The 17,806-nt window shown below is 63.9% G+C and carries 21 protein-coding genes; 7 read left to right on the top strand and 14 right to left on the bottom strand.

Annotation, left to right across the window (positions count from 1 at the left end):
• Positions 1 to 2: 2 nt before the first annotated feature.
• Genes F8N82_RS18150 through F8N82_RS18165 form a run of 4 tightly spaced genes read right to left on the bottom strand, consistent with a single transcriptional unit; the run spans position 3 to position 3,685 of the window.
• Entirely contained in the window at positions 3 to 923 is a 921-nt protein-coding gene (locus F8N82_RS18150) for a biotin-dependent carboxyltransferase family protein (protein ID WP_038996583.1), read from the bottom strand.
• Positions 920 to 1,624, bottom strand: a complete 705-nt coding sequence (gene pxpB, locus F8N82_RS18155; protein WP_038996584.1) for a 5-oxoprolinase subunit PxpB — start codon at positions 1,622 to 1,624, stop codon at positions 920 to 922. Before pxpB ends, F8N82_RS18150 begins: the two co-directional genes overlap by 4 nt.
• The gene (locus tag F8N82_RS18160) at positions 1,621 to 2,373 is read right to left on the bottom strand and encodes a 5-oxoprolinase subunit PxpA (RefSeq protein WP_038996585.1); all 753 of its coding nucleotides are present in this window, start codon (positions 2,371 to 2,373) and stop codon (positions 1,621 to 1,623) included. The genes pxpB and F8N82_RS18160 overlap by 4 nt, the downstream gene beginning before the upstream one ends.
• A 25-nt stretch (positions 2,374 to 2,398) precedes the next feature.
• Positions 2,399 to 3,685 (bottom strand): MFS transporter, encoded by a 1,287-nt coding sequence (locus tag F8N82_RS18165; protein WP_038996586.1) that lies wholly within the window; start codon positions 3,683 to 3,685, stop codon positions 2,399 to 2,401.
• A gap of 142 nt (positions 3,686 to 3,827) precedes the next feature.
• Between F8N82_RS18165 and F8N82_RS18170 the strand changes: the two genes are divergently transcribed.
• Positions 3,828 to 4,739: a LysR family transcriptional regulator gene (locus tag F8N82_RS18170; RefSeq protein ID WP_038996587.1), complete on the top strand. Its 912-nt coding sequence runs from the start codon at positions 3,828 to 3,830 to the stop codon at positions 4,737 to 4,739.
• Here the strand turns inward: F8N82_RS18170 and F8N82_RS18175 are convergent.
• Genes F8N82_RS18175 through F8N82_RS18185 form a run of 3 tightly spaced genes read right to left on the bottom strand, consistent with a single transcriptional unit; the run spans position 4,736 to position 6,559 of the window.
• Positions 4,736 to 5,257 carry a DUF2937 family protein gene (locus tag F8N82_RS18175; RefSeq protein ID WP_038996588.1) on the bottom strand — a complete coding sequence of 174 codons (522 nt, stop codon included), beginning with the start codon at positions 5,255 to 5,257 and terminating at the stop codon, positions 4,736 to 4,738. The genes F8N82_RS18170 and F8N82_RS18175 overlap by 4 nt on opposite strands.
• 11 nt (positions 5,258 to 5,268) lie before the next feature.
• A complete protein-coding gene (locus tag F8N82_RS18180) occupies positions 5,269 to 6,045 on the bottom strand; it encodes a class II glutamine amidotransferase (protein ID WP_038996590.1) in 777 nt (258 codons plus the stop codon).
• Positions 6,046 to 6,067: 22 nt separating this feature from the next.
• The gene (locus F8N82_RS18185; RefSeq protein WP_038996591.1) at positions 6,068 to 6,559 is read right to left on the bottom strand and encodes a hypothetical protein; all 492 of its coding nucleotides are present in this window, start codon (positions 6,557 to 6,559) and stop codon (positions 6,068 to 6,070) included.
• 84 nt (positions 6,560 to 6,643) lie between these two features.
• Between F8N82_RS18185 and F8N82_RS18190 the strand changes: the two genes are divergently transcribed.
• Complete coding sequence (locus F8N82_RS18190; RefSeq protein ID WP_038996592.1) at positions 6,644 to 8,695, top strand: S9 family peptidase; 2,052 nt, start codon at positions 6,644 to 6,646, stop codon at positions 8,693 to 8,695.
• Positions 8,696 to 8,790: 95 nt separating this feature from the next.
• The gene (locus tag F8N82_RS18195) at positions 8,791 to 9,264 is read left to right on the top strand and encodes a cyclic nucleotide-binding domain-containing protein (RefSeq protein WP_038996593.1); all 474 of its coding nucleotides are present in this window, start codon (positions 8,791 to 8,793) and stop codon (positions 9,262 to 9,264) included.
• On the opposite strand, the gene F8N82_RS18200 is transcribed toward F8N82_RS18195, so the two are convergent.
• Entirely contained in the window at positions 9,261 to 9,533 is a 273-nt protein-coding gene (locus F8N82_RS18200) for a hypothetical protein (protein ID WP_038996594.1), read from the bottom strand. The genes F8N82_RS18195 and F8N82_RS18200 overlap by 4 nt on opposite strands.
• A gap of 126 nt (positions 9,534 to 9,659) precedes the next feature.
• On the opposite strand from F8N82_RS18200, the gene F8N82_RS18205 reads away from it, so the two are divergent.
• The 3 genes from F8N82_RS18205 (at position 9,660) to F8N82_RS18215 (ending at position 10,995) form a co-directional block, all read left to right on the top strand.
• Complete coding sequence (locus F8N82_RS18205; protein WP_038996595.1) at positions 9,660 to 10,031, top strand: YajD family HNH nuclease; 372 nt, start codon at positions 9,660 to 9,662, stop codon at positions 10,029 to 10,031.
• 61 nt (positions 10,032 to 10,092) lie between these two features.
• Positions 10,093 to 10,563 (top strand): RNA methyltransferase, encoded by a 471-nt coding sequence (locus F8N82_RS18210; RefSeq protein ID WP_010223125.1) that lies wholly within the window; start codon positions 10,093 to 10,095, stop codon positions 10,561 to 10,563.
• 66 nt (positions 10,564 to 10,629) lie between these two features.
• Positions 10,630 to 10,995 carry a YgaP family membrane protein gene (locus F8N82_RS18215; RefSeq protein ID WP_038996596.1) on the top strand — a complete coding sequence of 122 codons (366 nt, stop codon included), beginning with the start codon at positions 10,630 to 10,632 and terminating at the stop codon, positions 10,993 to 10,995.
• On the opposite strand, the gene F8N82_RS18220 is transcribed toward F8N82_RS18215, so the two are convergent.
• On the bottom strand, positions 10,992 to 12,206 hold the full coding sequence (locus F8N82_RS18220; RefSeq protein WP_038999555.1) for a hypothetical protein: 1,215 nt from the start codon (positions 12,204 to 12,206) through the stop codon (positions 10,992 to 10,994). The two genes, F8N82_RS18215 and F8N82_RS18220, sit on opposite strands and share 4 nt — an antisense overlap.
• 56 nt (positions 12,207 to 12,262) lie before the next feature.
• Positions 12,263 to 12,712 carry a YcgN family cysteine cluster protein gene (locus F8N82_RS18225; protein WP_038996598.1) on the bottom strand — a complete coding sequence of 150 codons (450 nt, stop codon included), beginning with the start codon at positions 12,710 to 12,712 and terminating at the stop codon, positions 12,263 to 12,265.
• 148 nt (positions 12,713 to 12,860) lie between these two features.
• Between F8N82_RS18225 and F8N82_RS18230 the strand changes: the two genes are divergently transcribed.
• A complete protein-coding gene (locus F8N82_RS18230) occupies positions 12,861 to 13,454 on the top strand; it encodes a nitroreductase family protein (protein ID WP_038996599.1) in 594 nt (197 codons plus the stop codon).
• A 27-nt stretch (positions 13,455 to 13,481) separates the two neighbouring features.
• Here F8N82_RS18230 and F8N82_RS18235 read toward each other — a convergent pair whose 3' ends face one another.
• The 4 genes from F8N82_RS18235 to F8N82_RS18250 all read right to left on the bottom strand — a co-directional run bounded on the left by F8N82_RS18235 (position 13,482) and on the right by F8N82_RS18250 (position 17,636).
• Positions 13,482 to 14,414 carry a D-2-hydroxyacid dehydrogenase gene (locus F8N82_RS18235; protein ID WP_038999557.1) on the bottom strand — a complete coding sequence of 311 codons (933 nt, stop codon included), beginning with the start codon at positions 14,412 to 14,414 and terminating at the stop codon, positions 13,482 to 13,484.
• Between the two features lie 64 nt (positions 14,415 to 14,478).
• On the bottom strand, positions 14,479 to 14,772 hold the full coding sequence (locus tag F8N82_RS18240; RefSeq protein WP_150777096.1) for a YcgL domain-containing protein: 294 nt from the start codon (positions 14,770 to 14,772) through the stop codon (positions 14,479 to 14,481).
• A complete protein-coding gene (gene rnd, locus F8N82_RS18245; protein WP_038996601.1) occupies positions 14,769 to 15,902 on the bottom strand; it encodes a ribonuclease D in 1,134 nt (377 codons plus the stop codon). Before rnd ends, F8N82_RS18240 begins: the two co-directional genes overlap by 4 nt.
• Positions 15,903 to 16,001: 99 nt before the next feature.
• On the bottom strand, positions 16,002 to 17,636 hold the full coding sequence (locus tag F8N82_RS18250; RefSeq protein WP_038996603.1) for a phosphoethanolamine transferase: 1,635 nt from the start codon (positions 17,634 to 17,636) through the stop codon (positions 16,002 to 16,004).
• Positions 17,637 to 17,806: the final 170 nt, after the last annotated feature.

The following is a 17,806-nucleotide window of genomic DNA, read 5'->3' on the forward strand; positions in this document are numbered from 1 at the left end:
GATCATTCACCAAACCGCCGCAGAAACGCCCGCTGCTCAAGCCACGCCATCTCCTGCACCACCGGCCTGAAGCGCACCACACTCCCCGGCAGCAGCTGCGCCATCCGCGCCAGCGCCAGCGGCGTCAACGCCCCCAGGCGCGGATAACCACCAATGGTCTGGCGGTCATTGAGCAGCACAATCGGCTGCCCGTCCGGCGGCACCTGCACCGCGCCCAACGGAATCCCCTCGGAGATCATCGCCGGGCCCTGGTACTGCAATACCGGTCCCAACAGGCGAATGCCCATGCGATCGGCGCGGCTGTCGAGGGTCCAGTCGCGGTTGAAGGCGTCGAAAAGACTAAGCCCACTAAAATCGCCGATCTGCGCGCCCAGTAGCAGATCAAGCGGCGACCTATCGGTAAAGTCTGGCCAGAACGCCTCCGGTACTTCTTTGTGCGCAGGTGCCGAGCCTGCATATTCCAGCTGCTGCCCCTTGGCCAGGGGCGAGCCCAGGCCATCCAGCCCGCCGAGCTCCTCGCGCACCACACTGGCACAACTGCCCAGTACCTGCGGCGCCTTGAAGCCGCCCGGCACTGCGAGGTACACACGGGCGCCATGCAACGGCGAGTTCAAGCGCAGGCGCTGGCCCTTGCTCATGCTGAAACTGCGCCAGGGCTTGAGCGGCTGGCCATCGAGCCGTGCGTCGAGGTCGGCGCCGGCCAGGGCCAGGCAGCAATCCTGCTCGGCAATCAGGCTGAAACCACCGAGGGTGACCTCAACCACGGCGGCCTCGGGCGAGTTGCCCAGCAGCCAGTTGGCCCAGCGCATCGACACCCAGTCCAGCGCCCCGCCCTGGGTCACGCCCAGGTGGCGCACGCCAAAACGTCCGGCATCCTGCAACAGGCACAGCGGCGTGCTGGCCTCGATCGACAAGCGGCTCATGCCTGTGCCTCCAGCGGGGTATCGTCGCCGCCCAGGTTGATGAAAGTGGCGCGTTCAACCGCCACGAAGCGCACCCGATCGCCCGGTTGCAACAGGCTGTAGCCCTCGCGCTGACGGTCAAAGAGTTTGCTCGGGGTGCGCCCGATCAGGTTCCAGCCGCCAGGTGAAACCGCCGGATAAGCGGCAGTCTGGCGCTCGGCAATCCCCACGCTACCGGCCGCCACGCGTTTGCGCGGGGTCGCCAGGCGCGGCGCGGCCAATGCCTCTTCGACCAGGCCCATGAAGGCAAAGCCGGGGGCAAAGCCAAGGGCGAACACCTGATATTCACGCTCGCTATGGCGGCGAATGATGTCTGCCACCGTTGTGTTGCAACGCTCGGCCAGCAGTTTCAGCTCCGGGCCGACGCTCAGGTCGTACCATACCGGGATCTCATGCTGGCGCCCGCCATTACCGGCATCCGGCTGCAACTCGCTGAGCGCTTCACGGATGCAGGCCTGGGCCTCGGCTGGTGAAACCTCAAGCAAGTCGAAATGCACCATCAGCGTGGTATAGGACGGCACCAGGTCAACCAGGCGCCCGGCAAACGCACTGCGCAGGCGCTGGCTGGCGGCGAGCAGCCACGGCATGTTGCTTTCGTCGATATGGTCAAACAGCCGTACCATCAGGCAGTCGATGGCCACCACTTCAATGCGGTAGTTCATGGCACCGCCTGGGCATCGAGGGCCTGACGGATCTGCCGCACCGCAGCGATCGAGCTGTGGTTGTCGCCATGCACACACAAGGTATCGGCCTGCAGCAGCAACGGGCTGCCATCGCTGGCGGTCAGCGGTTCGCCCCGGGCCAGGCGCAGGGCCTGCTCGACAATGACTGCCGGGTCGTGGTGCACCGCCCCCGGCAAGCGCCGCGACAACAGGTGGCCGCTGGCGTCATAGGCACGGTCGGCAAAGGCCTCGAACCACAGGGCCACGCCATATTCATCGCCCAGGGCCTGGGCCGCGCTGTTGTCGGCGGTGGCCATCAGCATCAGCGGCAACTGCCGGTCATAGGCGGCCACGGCTTCAAGCACGGCACGCAGCTTGAGCGGGTCGGCCATCATGTCGTTGTACAGCGCGCCGTGGGGTTTGACGTAGGCCACGCGAGTCCCCTGGGTACGGCAAATGCCGTCCAGGGCGCCGATCTGGTAATGCAGCAGGTCGCGGATCTCTTCGGCGCTACAGGCCATGGAGCGGCGGCCGAAGCCGGCCAGGTCCTGGTAGGCCGGGTGGGCGCCGATGCGCACCTGGTTGGCCACGGCCAGGGCCACGGTCTTGCGCATGATCCCCGGGTCGCCGGCATGAAAGCCGCAGGCAATGTTGGCGCAATCGACATAGGGCATCACCTGGGCATCCAGGCCCATGGTCCAGCTGCCAAAACTTTCACCCATATCGCAATTCAATAACAGGCGGCTCACGAGTGACACTCCTTCAGGCTCGGCCTCAATGGGCTTGTAATTGTTTGCCGCGGGTTTCCGGCAGGCTCAGGGCTGCCAGAATTACCACTCCGTAAGACACCGCGGCAAATCCGCCGATGCCCAGGCCCAGGGGAATCTTCTGGCTGAGCATACCGATCAGCAGCGGGAAGAATGCCGCCAGGGCGCGGCCGATGTTGTAGCAAAAACCCTGGCCCGAGCCGCGGATGCGGGTGGGGAACAGTTCGGTGAGAAACGCGCCCATGCCGCTGAAGATCCCCGAGGCGAAGAAGCCCAGGGGGAAGCCCAGCCAGAGCATCACGCCGTCGCTGACCGGCAGTTGGGTGTAGAGCAGGACAATGATGAACGAGCCGACGGCGAACAGGATGAAGTTCTTTTTGCGCCCCAGCAGGTCGGTCAGGTAGGCGCTGATTACATAGCCGATGTAGGAGCCGAAGATCACCATCGCCAGGTAGCCGCCAGTGCCCAGCACGCTTAAGCCTCGCTCGTTCTTGAGGAAGGTCGGCAGCCACGAGGTGATGGCGTAGTAACCGCCCAGGGCGCCGGTGGTCAGCAACGAAGCGCGAATAGTGGTGAAGAGCATGCCCGGAGCGAAGATTTCATAGAAGTGCGACGGCGCTTCGGTTTTTTCCGCGGCCTTGGCCTGCTGGTAGATTTCCGGGTCCTTGACCAGGCGCCGGACGAAAATCACAAACACCGCCGGCACGATGCCCAGCAGGAACAGCGCGCGCCAGGCGTCTTCCGGCGGCAACAGCGAGAACAGCACGGCATACAGGATCGCCGTCAGGCCCCAGCCAATGGCCCAGCCGGACTGCACCATGCCCACCGCCTTGCCACGGTCCTGGGCGCGGATCACCTCGCCGATCAGCACTGCGCCGGCGGTCCATTCGCCGCCAAAGCCGAAGCCCATCAGGGTGCGGGCGATCAGCAACTGTTCGTAGTTCTGGGCAAAGCCGCAGAGGAAGGTGAAAAAGGCAAACCACAGCACCGTCAGTTGCAGGGTACGCACGCGGCCGATACGGTCGCAGAGGATACCGGCGATCCAGCCACCGAGGGCCGAGGCGATCAGGGTGCTGGTGTGGATCAGCCCGGCCTCGGCGGTGGTGATGCCCCACAGGGCGATCAGGGTGGGGATGACGAAGCTGAGCATCTGCGTGTCCATGCCATCCAGGCCATAGCCGATCTTGCAGCTCCAGAAGGTCCGGCGTTCCTGCTTGTTAATGTTGCGGTACCAGTCGAATGGCCCCGCCACTGACCTGGCTTTGACCTGGTGCTGCACGCCCGATGGGTTCATGGTTGCCTCAGCTTGTTGGTATTGTTTTAACGACGACAGCATGTGTCGCGGCCTGAGGATCATTTTTTGACGGGCGCAGGTTGTCGTCCAACGAGAAAAACCAGCTGTCTGGCATAAGAAAAACTTGATCAGTGAGCGCGCCATGAACCTCAAATTCCTCGAAACCTTCGTCTGGGTCGCCCGGCTCAAGAGCTTTCGCCTGACCGCCGAAAAACTCTTCACCACTCAGGCCTCGATCTCCAGCCGCATCGCCGCGCTGGAGGCCGATCTCGGGGTCAGGTTGCTGCTGCGCGACTCACGGGGCGTGAGCCTCACCCCGGAAGGCAGCAAGGTGCTGGAATACGCCGAGCAGATGCTCGACACCGCCAAGGCCCTCAAGCAATCGCTGGACAGCGACCGGGCCAAGGTCGGGCGCATTCGCATCGGCGTGATGGACACGGTGATCCACACCTGGATGAGCCCGCTGGTGTCGGAGTTGATGGAGCGCTATCCGCAGGTAGAAATCGAGCTGGTCGCCGATACTGCTCTGAACTTGCGCGAACAGCTGCAAAAAGGCTTTCTCGATGTGATTCTGCAAACCGACCTGTTGCGCCAGGAAAGCATCCGCAGCCTGGACCTGGCGCGCTACCCCATGGGCTGGATCGTCGCCAGCCAGTCGATCTACAACCGCGATTACGCCTCGCTGGCGGACCTGGCCCGCGAGCGTATCGTCACCTTCTCGAAGAACTCGCGGCCGCATCAGGAAGTGCTCAGCCTGCTGCAGGCCGAAGGGGTCGGCGCGCCACGGCTGAACTGCGTGAACTCGGTGGCGGCGATCACCCGCTTGTTGCGTGATGGTTTTGGCATCGGCGCCCTGCCGCCGGCGCTGGTCAGCGAGGAACTGGCCCGTGGCGAACTGATTCTGTTGCCGCTGGCCCGGCAACCACCGAGCCTGGAGCTGGTGGTGGCCTGGCAGACCGGCGTCGAGCTGGTCGATGAAGTGGTGCAGTTGTGCCGCAACGTATTGGAGCGCTACGCCCGCGATGCCGGGCCGCAGCGCATCGTGCTGGTTTAACGCCAGCTCTCCTGCACCGCCTTGCGTCGCCCGCCGAGGGCCGCCCAGCCGAGCAACAGCAGCAGGCTTTCGACCAGCAGCGCCAGCAGCAGCGCGCAGCTCAGGCCCCAGGCCAGGGCCTCGGGGTTGAGCAGGATCTGGTAGCGGTAGCCGTTGAGGGTTTCTTCGCGCAGTTGCGGGTTGGCGGTCACCAGCACATGCCAGGTTTTCGCCAGCCACGGGCCTTGCAGAATCTGCCATTCCTGCTCGAACTGACGGTTGCGGATCAACAGGCTTTCGATGCTGTTGGCATCGCTGGTGAACACCGGATCGTCGCTGCTGCGGTAATGGCGCACCAAGGCCTGCAGGTCGCCATTGAAAAAGCGCTTGGCGGTGTCTTCAAAGCCCTTGAGGCCTTCGCGCGATTCGAGCAGGTGCGCCTCGACCCGCTGGCCATAATCGACGATATAGCCCGGTACCTGTAGCCCAACCAGCAAACCGCAGGTAAACAACAGCAAGCGCAGGTAACTTCTGAACATGGGGCTGATCCTTAGCTGGCCTGACCTTCGGCGATGCATTCGCCACGGCGCCACAGGGCCCACTGGCCAGGCGCGTAGCGGTGCCAGGTTTCGTTCTCGGTGAGGGCCTCGGTGGCGATCACCGTGACCACATCGTTAGGGGTGGTTTCGGCCTGGAAGTCGACGATCATGTCGACGTCCTTCAGCCGTGCCGGGCCGAACGGCGCCCGCCGGGTAATGTGAACCAGCTTGGTCGAACAGAAGCAGAACAGCCAGTCGCCATCGCTGAACAGGCAGTTGAACACGCCCTTGCCACGGTATTCGGCGCAAGCCTCGACCAGCACCGGCAGTAACTGCTCGACCTCCACCGGCTCGGGGAAGGCTTCGCGCACGCGGTTGAGCAGGTCGCAGAAGGCCGCTTCGCTGTCGGTGTCGCCAATCGGCCGATAGAACGTCGCCTGGCCCTTGAACTCGCCGAGCTGACCGTTGTGCGCAAAGCACCAGTTGCGGCCCCACAGCTCGCGCACAAACGGATGGGTGTTGGACAGGCAGACCTTGCCGACGTTGGCCTGGCGAATGTGGCCGATCACCACTTCGCTCTTGATCGGGTAGCGTTGCACCAGGTTGGCGACTTCCGACTCGCAGCTCGCCGCCGGGTCCTGGAACAGGCGCAGGCCGCGGCCCTCGTAGAAGGCAATGCCCCAGCCGTCACGGTGCGGGCCGGTGCGCCCGCCGCGCTGCATCAGCCCGGTGAAGCTGAAAACGATGTCGGTCGGCACATTGGCGCTCATGCCCAGTAGTTCACACATGCTTGGCTGCTCCGGGCAAATCCTACAGACGCGGCTCGACCCGCGTGCCACTGCCGCCCAGCGGCGCTGCAGGTGGCGGGTTACGGTAGCGGTCGCTGCGCTCGGCGGCGAACGGCTCATCGCTCACAGGCTCCTCGGCCTCACGCTTGGCGGCGGCTTCGGCCTGCGCGCGGCGGGCCTTGGCGCGGCGCTCGAACGGCCAGCGGATAAGCACGAACAGCGCGTACAGGGCAAACGCGATCATCCCGTACATGGCCAGGTCTGCTGCGGCGCGCAGGGCGTTGTTGCCGACCTTGAACAGGGTATCGAGGGCCGCGATGGCGATGGCCGGGGCGAATTTCTCTTTCACCGGGTCGACGATGGTCGGGGTCAGCAGCAGGACCGCCATCAGCACCCGCAGTGGCTCACGCAGCCAGCGCCACATCCATGAGGTCAGGCGAAAGCCCACCAATAGGCATCCCAAGGCGGCAAGGGCGTAGAGGCCCCAGGCGAGCAGATAATCGTTCTCGGTCATGGTGTCCGTGGCAAGCTAGGTAAATAGACGCTTATGATAAACACTTTTCCGCGCGCAGGCGCCCCCCAGCCAAGAGAACCCCGCATGTCCGCAGACGCCACCGCTCCCCGTGCCCCGATTGCCCACAAGGCCGAAGGTGCCGATCCCTATGCCTGGCTGCAGCAGCGCGATACCCCCGAGGTGCTGGCTTACCTGAACGCCGAGAACGCCTATCAAGAGGCCCGGCTTGCCGAACAGGCGCCGCTGCGCGAACAACTGTTCGAAGAGATCAAGGCGCGCATCCTCGAAACCGACCTGTCGCTGCCCTCGCCCTGGGGCCCGTACCTGTACTACACGCGCACCACCGCCGGTGACGAGTACGCCCGCCATTACCGCTGCCCGCGCCCGGCCGACGATTCCAACACGGTCGATGAAAGCCGCGAAGCGCTGCTGCTCGACCCGAACGAACTGGCCAAGGGCGGCTTTTTGTCCCTGGGCGCCTTCAGCATCAGCCCCGACCACCAGCGCCTGGCCTACAGCCTGGACACCAGCGGCGACGAGATCTACACCCTGTACGTCAAGGACCTGGCCAGCGGCGCCATCGAGCAGCTGCCGTTCGAGGACTGCGACGGCAGCATGACCTGGGCCAACGATAACCAGACGCTGTTCTTCGCCGAACTGGACGATACCCACCGCCCGCACAAGCTGTTGCGCCATCGCCTGGGCAGCACCGTGGTCGACACGGTGTATGAAGAAACCGACGGCCGTTTCTTTCTGCACTGCTACCGCGCCAGCTCCGAGCGCCAACTGATCCTGCTGCTCAACAGCAAGACCACCAGCGAAGCCTGGGTGCTGGACGCCGAACACCCCGAGCAGGCCTTCACCTGCCTGGCGCCTCGAGTCGAGGGCCACGAATACTACCCCGACCACGGCCAGCTCGAAGGCCAGTGGCGCTGGTTCATCCGCACCAACCAGGACGGCATCAACTTCGCCCTGTACCAGGCCCAAGCCGAAGGGGTGCCGAGCCGCGAGCAATGGCAACGGCTGGTGGCCCACCGCGACACGGTGATGCTCGAGGGCCTGACCCTCAACGCCAGCGCCCTGACCCTGAGCCTGCGCGAAGGCGGCCTGCCGATCATCGAGGTGCGCCCGCAAGGCCTGCCAGCCTACCGCGTGGAACTGCCGGACGCCGCCTACAGCCTGTACGTGCAAGACAGCCTGGAGTTCGTCAGCCCGCGCATCCGCCTGCGTTACCAGTCGCTCAACCGCCCGGCCCAGGTTCGCCAACTGGAGCTGGGCAACGGCGCCCAGCAGGTGCTCAAGGAAACCCCGGTGCTCGGCCCGTTCGACCCGGATGCCTACGTCAGCCAGCGCCTGTGGGCCACCGCCGCCGACGGCACCCAGGTACCGATCAGCCTGGTGCAGCGCCGCGCCGACGTCGGCAAGCCGGTGCCGCTGTACCTGTACGGTTACGGCGCCTACGGCGAAAGCCTCGACCCGTGGTTCTCCCACGCCCGCCTGAGCCTGCTCGAACGCGGCGTGGCCTTTGCCATCGCCCACGTGCGTGGCGGCGGCGAGCTGGGTGAAGCCTGGTACCGCGCCGGCAAACAGGAGCACAAGCACAACACCTTCGGCGACTTCATCGCCTGTGCCGAACACCTGATTGCCCAGGGCGTGACCTGCGCCGAGCAACTGGCGATCAGCGGCGGCAGTGCTGGCGGCCTGCTGATCGGCGCGGTGCTCAACCAGCGCCCGGAGCTGTTCAAGGCGGCGATTGCCGAAGTGCCGTTCGTCGACGTGCTCAACACCATGCTCGACCCCGAGCTGCCGCTGACCGTCACCGAGTACGACGAGTGGGGTAACCCCGAAGAGCCTGAGGTGTACGAGCGGATCAAGGCCTACGCGCCGTATGAAAACGTCCGGGCCCAGGCCTACCCTGCCCTGCTGGTGATTGCCGGTTACAACGACAGCCGCGTGCAGTACTGGGAAGCGGCCAAATGGGTTGCGCGGTTGCGAGTGACCAAGACCGACGACAACCTGTTGCTGCTCAAGACCGAAATGGGCGCCGGCCACGGCGGCATGAGCGGGCGCTACCAGGGGCTGCGCGATGTAGCGCTGGAGTACGCGTTCGTATTTAACGTGCTGAACGTGGTGTAAATCGGAAAATTTGTTGTCTGAGTCATCGCCCGCCCCTGTAGGAGCGGGCTTGACCCGCGATCATCAGACACCATAAATCTAAAAGAACGACGCAAATGCCTGAACCCACCCACCTCAATAACGAAATCCGCGACATGCTCATGGACTGCGGCCTGTTCGACCAGTTGCAGCCTGGCGACTTCCAGGCCGCTGCCGGCTATTTCAGCATCAGCAGCATGAGCGAAGGCGCAGAAATCTTTCGCGAAGGCGATGCCGGCACGTTCATGTGCATCATCCACTACGGTGTAGTCTCGGTGCGCAAGAACGACGCCGAGCAGCGCCAGGTGGAAATCGCCACCCTGCGCAAAGGCCGCGCCTTCGGCGAAATGGCCGTGCTCGACGGTGAACGGCGCTCGGCCAGCTGCATTGCCGCCAGCGACTGCCAGTTGCTCAGCCTGGGCAAGGACTCGCTGGAAAAGATGCTCAACGACGCCCCGAAGATCGCCGCCAAGATCATCCGCGCCCTGGCCGTGGCCCTGTCGCGGCGCCTGCGCATGCAGGACGGTCAGCGCCTGGCGCAGCAGGTCTAGTCGCCTTTGCCCTTGCCGTTGCCCGGGTCAAGACCAGGCAGTGGCTGGTCCTTGGGCGGGTTGGGCAGTGGCATCGGCGGCAGCAAAGGCGAACCCGGTTGCGCATCACCAGCCCGCGGCGGCGTGCTCGGTGTCACCTGCGGATACGGCGTTGGCGTCGCAGTGCCTGGTGCACCTGGCAGTGGAGTTGTCAGCCGCGGCTGCAGGTCGGCAGCCACCGCGGTTTGCAAGCTGGCACAGATCAGTACGGCAATGATCGAGTAACGCATGCACAGGCTCCTTGAGGGTCCTACCTACAGGCTACTCCCACGGCGTACGGTTTGCCTGTCCGAATTGCCCGCCATCGGGCTAAACTTCAAGGCATAACCGTAACAAGCCCGAGAAAAGGTAATTCCATGAGTTCGTCATCCTCTGCCGCCGCCACCGCACGGCTAGACCGCATCCTCGCCGACGCCAAGCGCGACAAGGAAATGGGCTACCGTGACAAGGCCCTGCGCATGTACCCGCACGTGTGTGGCCGCTGCGCCCGCGAGTTCGCCGGCAAGCGCCTGAGCGAGCTGACCGTGCACCACCGTGACCACAACCACGACAACAACCCCCAGGACGGCTCCAACTGGGAACTGCTGTGCCTGTACTGTCACGACAACGAGCACTCGCGCTACACCGACCAGCAGTACTTCAGCGAAGGTTCGACCAGCAGCCCGAGCATCGCCAAGGCCACCCACAATCCGTTCGCGGCCCTGGCCGGCATGCTGAAGAAGGACTGAAGCCGCCCACAGTGGCCGGCAAGCCCGTATAATCGCGTTTTTTTGCGAAAGGCCCCGGCACGTGGCGAACAAACGGTACAGCTGCATTGGTCTGTTCAACCCCAAGTCAGCCGAGAACGTCGGTTCGGTGATGCGCGCCGCGGGTTGCTACGGCGTCAACTCGGTGTTCTACACCGGCAAGCGCTATGAGCGCGCCCGCGACTTCGTCACCGACACCAAGCGTGTGCACTACGACATCCCGCTGATCGGCATCGACGACCTGCAGAAGATCATCCCCCTGGGCTGCACACCAGTGGCGGTGGAGCTGGTCGACGGCGCCAGGCCGCTGCCCGAATACACCCATCCGGACCGCGCGATCTACATCTTCGGCCCCGAAGACGGCTCCCTCGACCCGAGCGTGCGGGCCTGGTGCGAAGAGACCATCTATATCCCGACCAACGGTTGCATGAACCTTGCCGCCACTGTCAACGTGGTGCTCTACGACCGCCTGGCCAAAGGCCTGAACACCCGCTCCGGGCCGAAATTCAAGTAAGTCGACTGAACAGCCCGGCCTGCCCGGCGGTCTGCTGTAGACCATCGTCCCTACTGGAGAATGATCATGTCCGAGAAACAGACGCTTATCCCGGCCAACTCAGCGCATATGGCCAGCGAACACAACGTGCACGGCTGGGAACGCGCAGGCTCCGTCGCCACCGGGGTGATCATGGTCGGCAAGGGGCTGCGCCGCGGCGGCGTGTTTGGGTTGATTCAGGTGGCCATCGGCGGGGTTGCCCTGGCCCGTGGTATCACCGGCCACAGCTCGGTGAAAAGCCTGATCGAGCGCGGCCGTAGCGACCTGGATAACATCCGCGCCAAGATCGAACGCAGCGGCGCCGAGCTGCAAGCGCTCAAGGCCAACGCCGAAGCCGCCACCCGCGGCACCACGGTGACGGGCAACGATGCCCTGAAAGACCCCAAGCCTTAACGCAACAGCTTGCTCTGCAGCACTTCGGAAGATTTGCCCAGCACGCTTTCACTGAGCTGGATGAACTCCGCGGTGCTGACGCTGTTCAGGCGCATCATCGCCCGGGTGACATCGTCCAGCGAACGCTCGTTGTGGGTATGCAGGCGGATTTCCTGGTCCAGCGCCCGCAACAGCAGCACGCCACGGGCGATCACCGCGCTGTCGACCTGCTCGCCGCGCAAACTGCTGACCTTCTTGCCACTGCGCTCAAGGCTCGCCTGCTGGGCCTGATAGCGCTCCTCGGTCATGCCGCCGGCGCGGCGCAACAGTTCGCTGGCGTAGTACTCGGCCAGGCTTTCAGCGATCCAGTCGCTGGCTTCACGGTCGTTGATCTGCGCGAACACATGCACCAGCTCGCGCAGCAGCGGGCTTGAACCGTTTTCACCGACCAGCGGGCGGCTGCTGTGCAGGTAGATGGAGTTGTGTCCGGCGCGGGCGCCCCGCCACAGCTCATCGCGGGCGCCGACCAGCAGCAGCTTGGGCGGATTGCGCGGAAATACCGCCTGCAGTTGCGGCCAGACGAAGGTCAGCAGGGTCAGGTTGTCGAGGCGGCGCATGCCCTGGCCTTGCGGCGCGGCGACGCTGACGTCGGTTTCGCCCAGGCGTGCACGGCGGGTGCCGATGGTGCCGGCGAGCATCCAGCCGGTCGGGCGGTCGAACAGACGCGAGACGTTGTCGATGCGAAAGCGCTGCTTGCCAATGCGCGGCCACGGGGTTTCGACGCTTTTCCAGCCCTTGGGCAGCTCGAAACTCAGGCGTGCCACCAGTTCGGTGCCGTCGTGCTGGTCCAGGCGCGCCGGCGGCACCAGGTCGTCACCGCGAAACAGCGCCCAGTCCGGGGTCATGCGGGTCTCGAAAACGCCGCCCTTGAGGCGCTGGCTCAGGCGTACCTTATAGGTCAGCTGGCTCTTGCCGGGCGCCGGTTGCCAATGGCCGCGCTGATCGTCGCCCTGCACCTGCCACTGGCCGTCGGCCTTGAAGTCACTGTAGGCGCCGTCCTTGCCCAGGTCGAAGTCCAGGCTGCGGACACTGGCGCCATCGGCCAGGGTCAGGCGCACTTCGGCCTGCTCGCTTTGCGGCAGCAAGCGCACGTGGTAATCCAGATCGACTTTTTTCGCCCAGGCCGGCGAACTGGCCAGCAGGCCCAACACCAGCCACCAATGGCAACGCACACGCATACAGAAACTCCTTGTTCCCCCAAACGCGCCTCCCGGCAAGCCTCTGCAGCTCAACCGGCGCGGAAAATCAGATACTCTTCCCAATCGTCTTCATCGACGCTGTCTTCACTGAGCATGCGTCCGGATTGTGAAATCCGTTGCTTGTGCACCTGCTCGCGATCACCGCAGACCAGATGGTGCCAGTCGGGCAGGTCCTTGCCCTCGCTGACCAGACGGTAACCGCAGGTGGTCGGCAACCATTTGAACTGGTCGGCCTTGCCCGGCGTGAGCTGGATACAGTCGGGTACGATCTGCATCCGGTTCGGGTAATCGCTGCACTGGCAAGTCTTGAGGTCCAGCAATTTGCAGGCGATGCGCGTGTAATAGACGCTGTTGTCGTCTTCATCTTCAAGCTTTTGCAGGCAGCACAGGCCACAGCCGTCACACAGCGACTCCCACTCTTGCGGGTTGAGCTGTTCGAGGGTTTTACGCATCCAGAACGGATCGGCGTTGGCAGTCATGTAGCGGGTGTCCTGTTTCAATTCGTTCGCGGCGGCGCGGCGGCGCCAGTCTAGGGCCTGTCACCGGCCATTGCCAGACCGCTTGTCAGCGCTCATATGACACAGTAGTTTGACCAGCGGTCACCTACCCAACTCTCAGGAACTCAAGATGAGTGCAAATCCTCGCGTTGCCGATCACGCCATCAACCAACAGTTCATCCAGCGCTGGTCGCCGCGCGCCTTCACCGGCGAGCCGATTGACCAGGCCACCCTGCTGAGCTTCCTTGAAGCCGCACGCTGGGCACCTTCGGCCTACAACTCGCAGCCCTGGCGCTTCCTGTACGCCCGCCGCGACACGCCGAACTGGGAGCGTTTCCTCGGTTTGCTCAACGAGTTCAACCGAAGCTGGGCCCAACACGCCTCGGCACTGGTGATCATCCTTTCCAAGACCAGTTTCACCGCACCAGGCGCCAGTGAAGAAACCCCAGCCCTGTGGCACACCTTTGACACAGGCTCCGCCTGGGGCCACTTGGCGCTGCAGGCAAGCCTGAGCGGCTGGCACACCCACGGCATGGCCGGCTTTGACCAGGAGCTGACCCGCAAGGAGCTGAAGATTCCTGAAGGCTACGCCCTGCACGCGGCGGTAGCGATCGGCAAGCTGGGCGACAAGTCGAGCCTGGCCGAAGGCCTGCAGGCGCGGGAAGTGCCGAGCCTGCGGCGGCCGTTGAGCGAGCTGGCGGCCGAGGGTGATTTCAGCCTTTGATGGGTTTCGCGGGTCGAGTCGAGGCTGTTAGTAGCCGCGCTGAAAGTCCACTTCTCCACGTAACGCTTCACCCGCCTGATACGCCCGCAGATTCTCGACAAACAAGCGCACCATCGCCGCCGGCGAGGTCGGTGCCGAGCTGTGCCCGGTCAGCAGCAAGCCCCAGGCGGTCCAGAACGGATGGCGCTGCGGTAGCGGCTCCTGGCGGCAGACATCGATTACGGCGCCGGCCAGATGGCCCTTCTTCAAGGCTTCGACCAGGTCGGCATCGACCACCGCCACGCCACGCCCGGCATTGATGAACAACGCCTCGGGATTGAAGCGTTGAAACAGCGCCGCGTCGTACAGGTCATGGGTCGCCGGGGTGTCGGGCAGCAGGTTGATTACATAATCGACCTGGCCCACCAGACGGCCCAGGTCCTCGAGACCGGCCACTTCGATAAACGGTGCCTGCTCGCGCGGCTGGCTGGCGATGCCGTACAACTGCACGCCAAACGGCAGCAGAAACTCCGCCACCCGCTGACCGATATCGCCGGTGCCGACGATCAGCGCCCGACGTCCTTCCAGGCTGCGCCCGGGGCGGTCATCCCACTTGCGCTCGACCTGGCTGACCAGGCGCGCCAGCACCTCACGCTCGTGGCCGAGCATGTAGGTGAGCACGTACTCGGCCATGACCTGGCCGAAGATGCCCACCGCCCGGGTCAGGCGGTAGTCACGCTGTAGGCCATCAGCCAGCAGCGGGGTGATCCCGGCCCAGGTCGATTGCAGCCACTGCGGTTGATGGCCCTGACGCAGCAAGGTGGCCAACAGGTCCGGCTGGCCCAGCCACACCGGGCTGTCGGCGGCCATTTGCGCCAGCTCAGCCGAATCACCACTGTTCAGGACCTCCAGGTCCGGTGCCATCTCGCGCAACAGCCGAGCGTAGAGGGCATGATCCTGTTCAGCGATCAAAACACGCATGTTCATAACAACCTTGGGTAACGGCGAAGGCCGCCAGGAGCTGGCGGCGCGACAGTGAGGGAGGTCAGACCGGGTCGTTGCGACGCAGCAGCTCTTCTGGCAGGTGCTCGATGTACTCGTCCTCGACCGGTGACATCTGCAGGTGATAACCCTGCTGCTCGAGGTTTTCCAGGACCTTGGCGATATCTTCGCGGGCCAGCTGGCGCTCCGGGGTCAGGACCAGGTCGAAGGCGTGCACAGGCTTTCCGAAAAACGGCAGCAGGCCTTCGGGCACGCGCTCCAGGCCGTCGGCCTTGAGCACATAGAGGTACATTTCGTTCTTGCGCGGGCTCTTGTAGATCGAGCAGATACGTTTCATGACTGGTCTCCGGCGCCCGCCAGGCAATCGAGCAGCGCCTGCCCCATGCGCTCACGGCGCCAGCCGCGCAGCGACTCGGGGAGTTGATAGGGTCCGTTGGGGTAGCCGCTCTTGAGCAGCAGTTCCAGGGTTTTCTTGCGCAGCATCAGCTCGGGGGCGATGTTCAGACGCTCGGCCTCGGCCTGGCCGATGGCGCGCAGTTTCTTGAGCAGCGCCGCCGCTTCAATCGGCAACGGCTCGGGCACCGCTGGCGGCCATTGCTCCGGCGGCAGGCTGGCGGCCTGCTTGATCATGCCGAGCAGGAACTCGCCATCCTGACGAATGGTCCGCGGGTGCATGTCTTCGATCTTGGCCAGTGCCGACAACGAGTCAGGCTGGGTGCGGGCCATGGGCCACAAGGCGTTTTCGCGGACGATACGATTGCGCGGCAGGTCGCGGGCACGGGCTTCGCGCTCGCGCCAGGCGCACAGCTCGCGCAGCACCGCCAGTTGCGCGCGCGACAGCTTCCAGGCCAGCTTGGCCTCGCGGTACAGCTCATACGGGTCGGTTTCGCGGCGCAGCTGGGCAACCAGTTCGGCGCCGTCCTCGAGCACCCAGGCGTGCTTGTCGGCGGACAGCTGCGGCCCCAGCCGCTCGTACAGTTCGGCCAGGTGCACGGCGTCTTCGGCGGCATAGCTGACCTGGGTTTCCGACAGCGGGCGTTGCAGCCAGTCGGAACGGGTTTCACCCTTGGGCAGGTCGATGCCAAGCACCTCCTGGACCAGGCGCGAATAGCCCATGGAGAAACCCAGGTTGAGGTAGCCGGCGGCCAGCTGGGTGTCGAACAATGGCGCCGGCAAGCTGCCGGTCAGGCGCGAAAGCACTTCGAGGTCTTCGCTGCAGGCGTGCAGGACCTTGATCACCTGCGGATCTTCCAGCAGGCCGGCCAGCGGCTGCCAGTCGCCGATGCGCAGCGGATCGATCAGGTAGGCCCGTGCCCCGTCACCGACCTGGATCAAACCGGCTTTCGGATAAAAGGTGTCAACCCGCATGAACTCGGTGTCCAGTGCCACGAAGGGCAGCGTGCGCCACTGTTGGCAATGCTCTGCCAGGCTGCGGTCGTCGCAAATCCAGTGAATATCGATGGCCACAAGGCTCTCCCACAAACAATGGCGCGCAGTATATACGGCGCAGGCCATCGTCGGGAAACCGCTCGACCGCTATCCCTGCCGCCGCTACTGCGCCTGTGATCAGTGCCCGGCCAACATCGGCCGGCAACTGGCGAACAGGTCTAGTTGCGGCTGGTACAGGGCGGTGCGCACCTGCAGCAGGCCGAGCATGGAATGGAACAGGTTGTCCTGGCTCAACGGCGCGTTGCGGGCCTGTTGCAGGCAGTCGCTATCAATGCCGAAGCTGGCCTTGTAGCTGTCGGAAAACCACGCCAGCAACGGCACGTGCTTCTGCTGCTCCGGCGCCAGCATGTAGGGCGTACCGTGCAGGAACAGGTTGTACTCACCGAGGGATTCGCCATGGTCGGACAGGTACAGCATGGCGGTGTCGACCTTGTCCTGCTTGCTGCGCAGGATGTCGATCAGCGAGGCCAGGACATGGTCGGTGTACACCAGGGTGTTGTCATAGGCGTTGACGATGCTGTCCTGGCTGCACTGGTTCAGGGCATTGCTGCGGCACACCGGGGTGAAGCGCTCGTACTCTTGCGGGTAGCGCTTGTAGTAGTCCGGCCCGTGGCTGCCCATCTGGTGCAGCACCAGCACGGTGTCCTGTTGCAGGTTGTCGATGAAACTGTCCAGGCCCTTGAGGAGGATTTCGTCGCGGCATTCGTTATCGGCGCACAGCGCCGGGTCCTTGAGGTTGCTGACATCCTCGAACAGCACCCGGTCGCAAGTGCCCTTGCAGCCGGACTGGTTATCGCGCCAGCGCACCGCCAGCCCGGCCCGCTGCAGCACATCGAGCAGGCCCTCCTGGTTCTTGGCAGTGCTGGCGTCGTAATTCTTGCGGGTCAAGCCGGAGAACATGCACGGCACCGACACGGCGGTTTCGGTGCCGCAGGAGTGCACGTCGGTAAAGGCGATCAGGCCCTGTTCCTTGCTCAACTGCGGCGTAGTATCGCGCCCGTAGCCAAGCACCCCGAAGTTCGGCGCCCGGGCGCTCTCGCCAACCACCAGCACGGTCAGCGACTTGCGCGTACGCTGCTGCCAGGCAGCGTCCAGTTTCGCGTCCGCGCCGATGCTGCGAAACGGTTTGGCGGCGCTGCCGACCCGCTCACCGACATAACCCAGGGAGGCGCCGACAAAATTGCTCGGCACCAGCATCAGGCGAATTTCATGGTGATTGCGAAACAGCGAAGCCAGGCCCTGATAGTTCATCAGCGCGACGGCGGCCAGCACCACAACACAGGCGACACTGGCAAGCAACTTGCCGAATAACTCGCGGGCCCAGTTGCGGTACAGTAGCGGGGTTTTATACAACAACAAGGAAGGCAATACACCCAACACTGTTATATATAAAAAAAGTTTAATCGAGAGCAGGTCGCGCACTTCCGCGGCATTCGTCTCTATGGCATTGCGCAGCATGCCGACATCAATCATTACGCCGTACTGGCTCATGAAATAAGCCACTGCCGCACTGACCATGAACAGGGCAATCAACAGTGGCTTTAGCAGGGGCCTGAAGGCCAGCAGGGTCAGTACCAGGTTGAACGCACAGAGGATCAACACGCCAAAAGCCACGCGCAGCAGCAGGCCATGAGCATCGGCAGAAAGCACTGAGGCCAGGTGTTGCCATAATAACGAGTTGAAGCCGATCAACAGGTACAGGCTGGCAATCAACGTGACCCATTCGGCCCGCAGGGGTTTGACCTTGAACATGACGATTCGCTTATTTAAACGCCGAAAACAGTGCCCTTGCGGCACGCCTTGGAAACTGCCCGAACTGTAAGTAGCGAGTCATCAATTTTTTGTGAAAAAGACGCCAACAAATAATTGCCTGGCGCCTATTTAATGTTTTTGTTCAGCTGCGGTTCAGCGGCTGTCGTTCA

The organism is Pseudomonas fluorescens, assembly GCF_902497775.2.
In the GTDB taxonomy this organism is placed as follows: domain Bacteria; phylum Pseudomonadota; class Gammaproteobacteria; order Pseudomonadales; family Pseudomonadaceae; genus Aquipseudomonas; species Aquipseudomonas putida_F.

What these genes read in the sequence shown, in the direction of transcription:
- F8N82_RS18150 (WP_038996583.1), bottom strand. Translation starts at nt 923, where the DNA reads ATGAGCCGCTTGTCGATCGAGGCCAGCACGCCGCTGTGCCTGTTGCAG.
- pxpB (WP_038996584.1), bottom strand. Translation starts at nt 1,624, where the DNA reads ATGAACTACCGCATTGAAGTGGTGGCCATCGACTGCCTGATGGTACGG.
- F8N82_RS18165 (WP_038996586.1), bottom strand. Translation starts at nt 3,685, where the DNA reads ATGAACCCATCGGGCGTGCAGCACCAGGTCAAAGCCAGGTCAGTGGCG.
- F8N82_RS18170 (WP_038996587.1), top strand. Translation starts at nt 3,828, where the DNA reads ATGAACCTCAAATTCCTCGAAACCTTCGTCTGGGTCGCCCGGCTCAAG.
- F8N82_RS18175 (WP_038996588.1), bottom strand. Translation starts at nt 5,257, where the DNA reads ATGTTCAGAAGTTACCTGCGCTTGCTGTTGTTTACCTGCGGTTTGCTG.
- F8N82_RS18180 (WP_038996590.1), bottom strand. Translation starts at nt 6,045, where the DNA reads ATGTGTGAACTACTGGGCATGAGCGCCAATGTGCCGACCGACATCGTT.
- F8N82_RS18185 (WP_038996591.1), bottom strand. Translation starts at nt 6,559, where the DNA reads ATGACCGAGAACGATTATCTGCTCGCCTGGGGCCTCTACGCCCTTGCC.
- F8N82_RS18190 (WP_038996592.1), top strand. Translation starts at nt 6,644, where the DNA reads ATGTCCGCAGACGCCACCGCTCCCCGTGCCCCGATTGCCCACAAGGCC.
- F8N82_RS18195 (WP_038996593.1), top strand. Translation starts at nt 8,791, where the DNA reads ATGCCTGAACCCACCCACCTCAATAACGAAATCCGCGACATGCTCATG.
- F8N82_RS18200 (WP_038996594.1), bottom strand. Translation starts at nt 9,533, where the DNA reads ATGCGTTACTCGATCATTGCCGTACTGATCTGTGCCAGCTTGCAAACC.
- F8N82_RS18205 (WP_038996595.1), top strand. Translation starts at nt 9,660, where the DNA reads ATGAGTTCGTCATCCTCTGCCGCCGCCACCGCACGGCTAGACCGCATC.
- F8N82_RS18215 (WP_038996596.1), top strand. Translation starts at nt 10,630, where the DNA reads ATGTCCGAGAAACAGACGCTTATCCCGGCCAACTCAGCGCATATGGCC.
- F8N82_RS18225 (WP_038996598.1), bottom strand. Translation starts at nt 12,712, where the DNA reads ATGACTGCCAACGCCGATCCGTTCTGGATGCGTAAAACCCTCGAACAG.
- F8N82_RS18230 (WP_038996599.1), top strand. Translation starts at nt 12,861, where the DNA reads ATGAGTGCAAATCCTCGCGTTGCCGATCACGCCATCAACCAACAGTTC.
- F8N82_RS18235 (WP_038999557.1), bottom strand. Translation starts at nt 14,414, where the DNA reads ATGCGTGTTTTGATCGCTGAACAGGATCATGCCCTCTACGCTCGGCTG.
- F8N82_RS18240 (WP_150777096.1), bottom strand. Translation starts at nt 14,772, where the DNA reads ATGAAACGTATCTGCTCGATCTACAAGAGCCCGCGCAAGAACGAAATG.
- F8N82_RS18250 (WP_038996603.1), bottom strand. Translation starts at nt 17,636, where the DNA reads ATGTTCAAGGTCAAACCCCTGCGGGCCGAATGGGTCACGTTGATTGCC.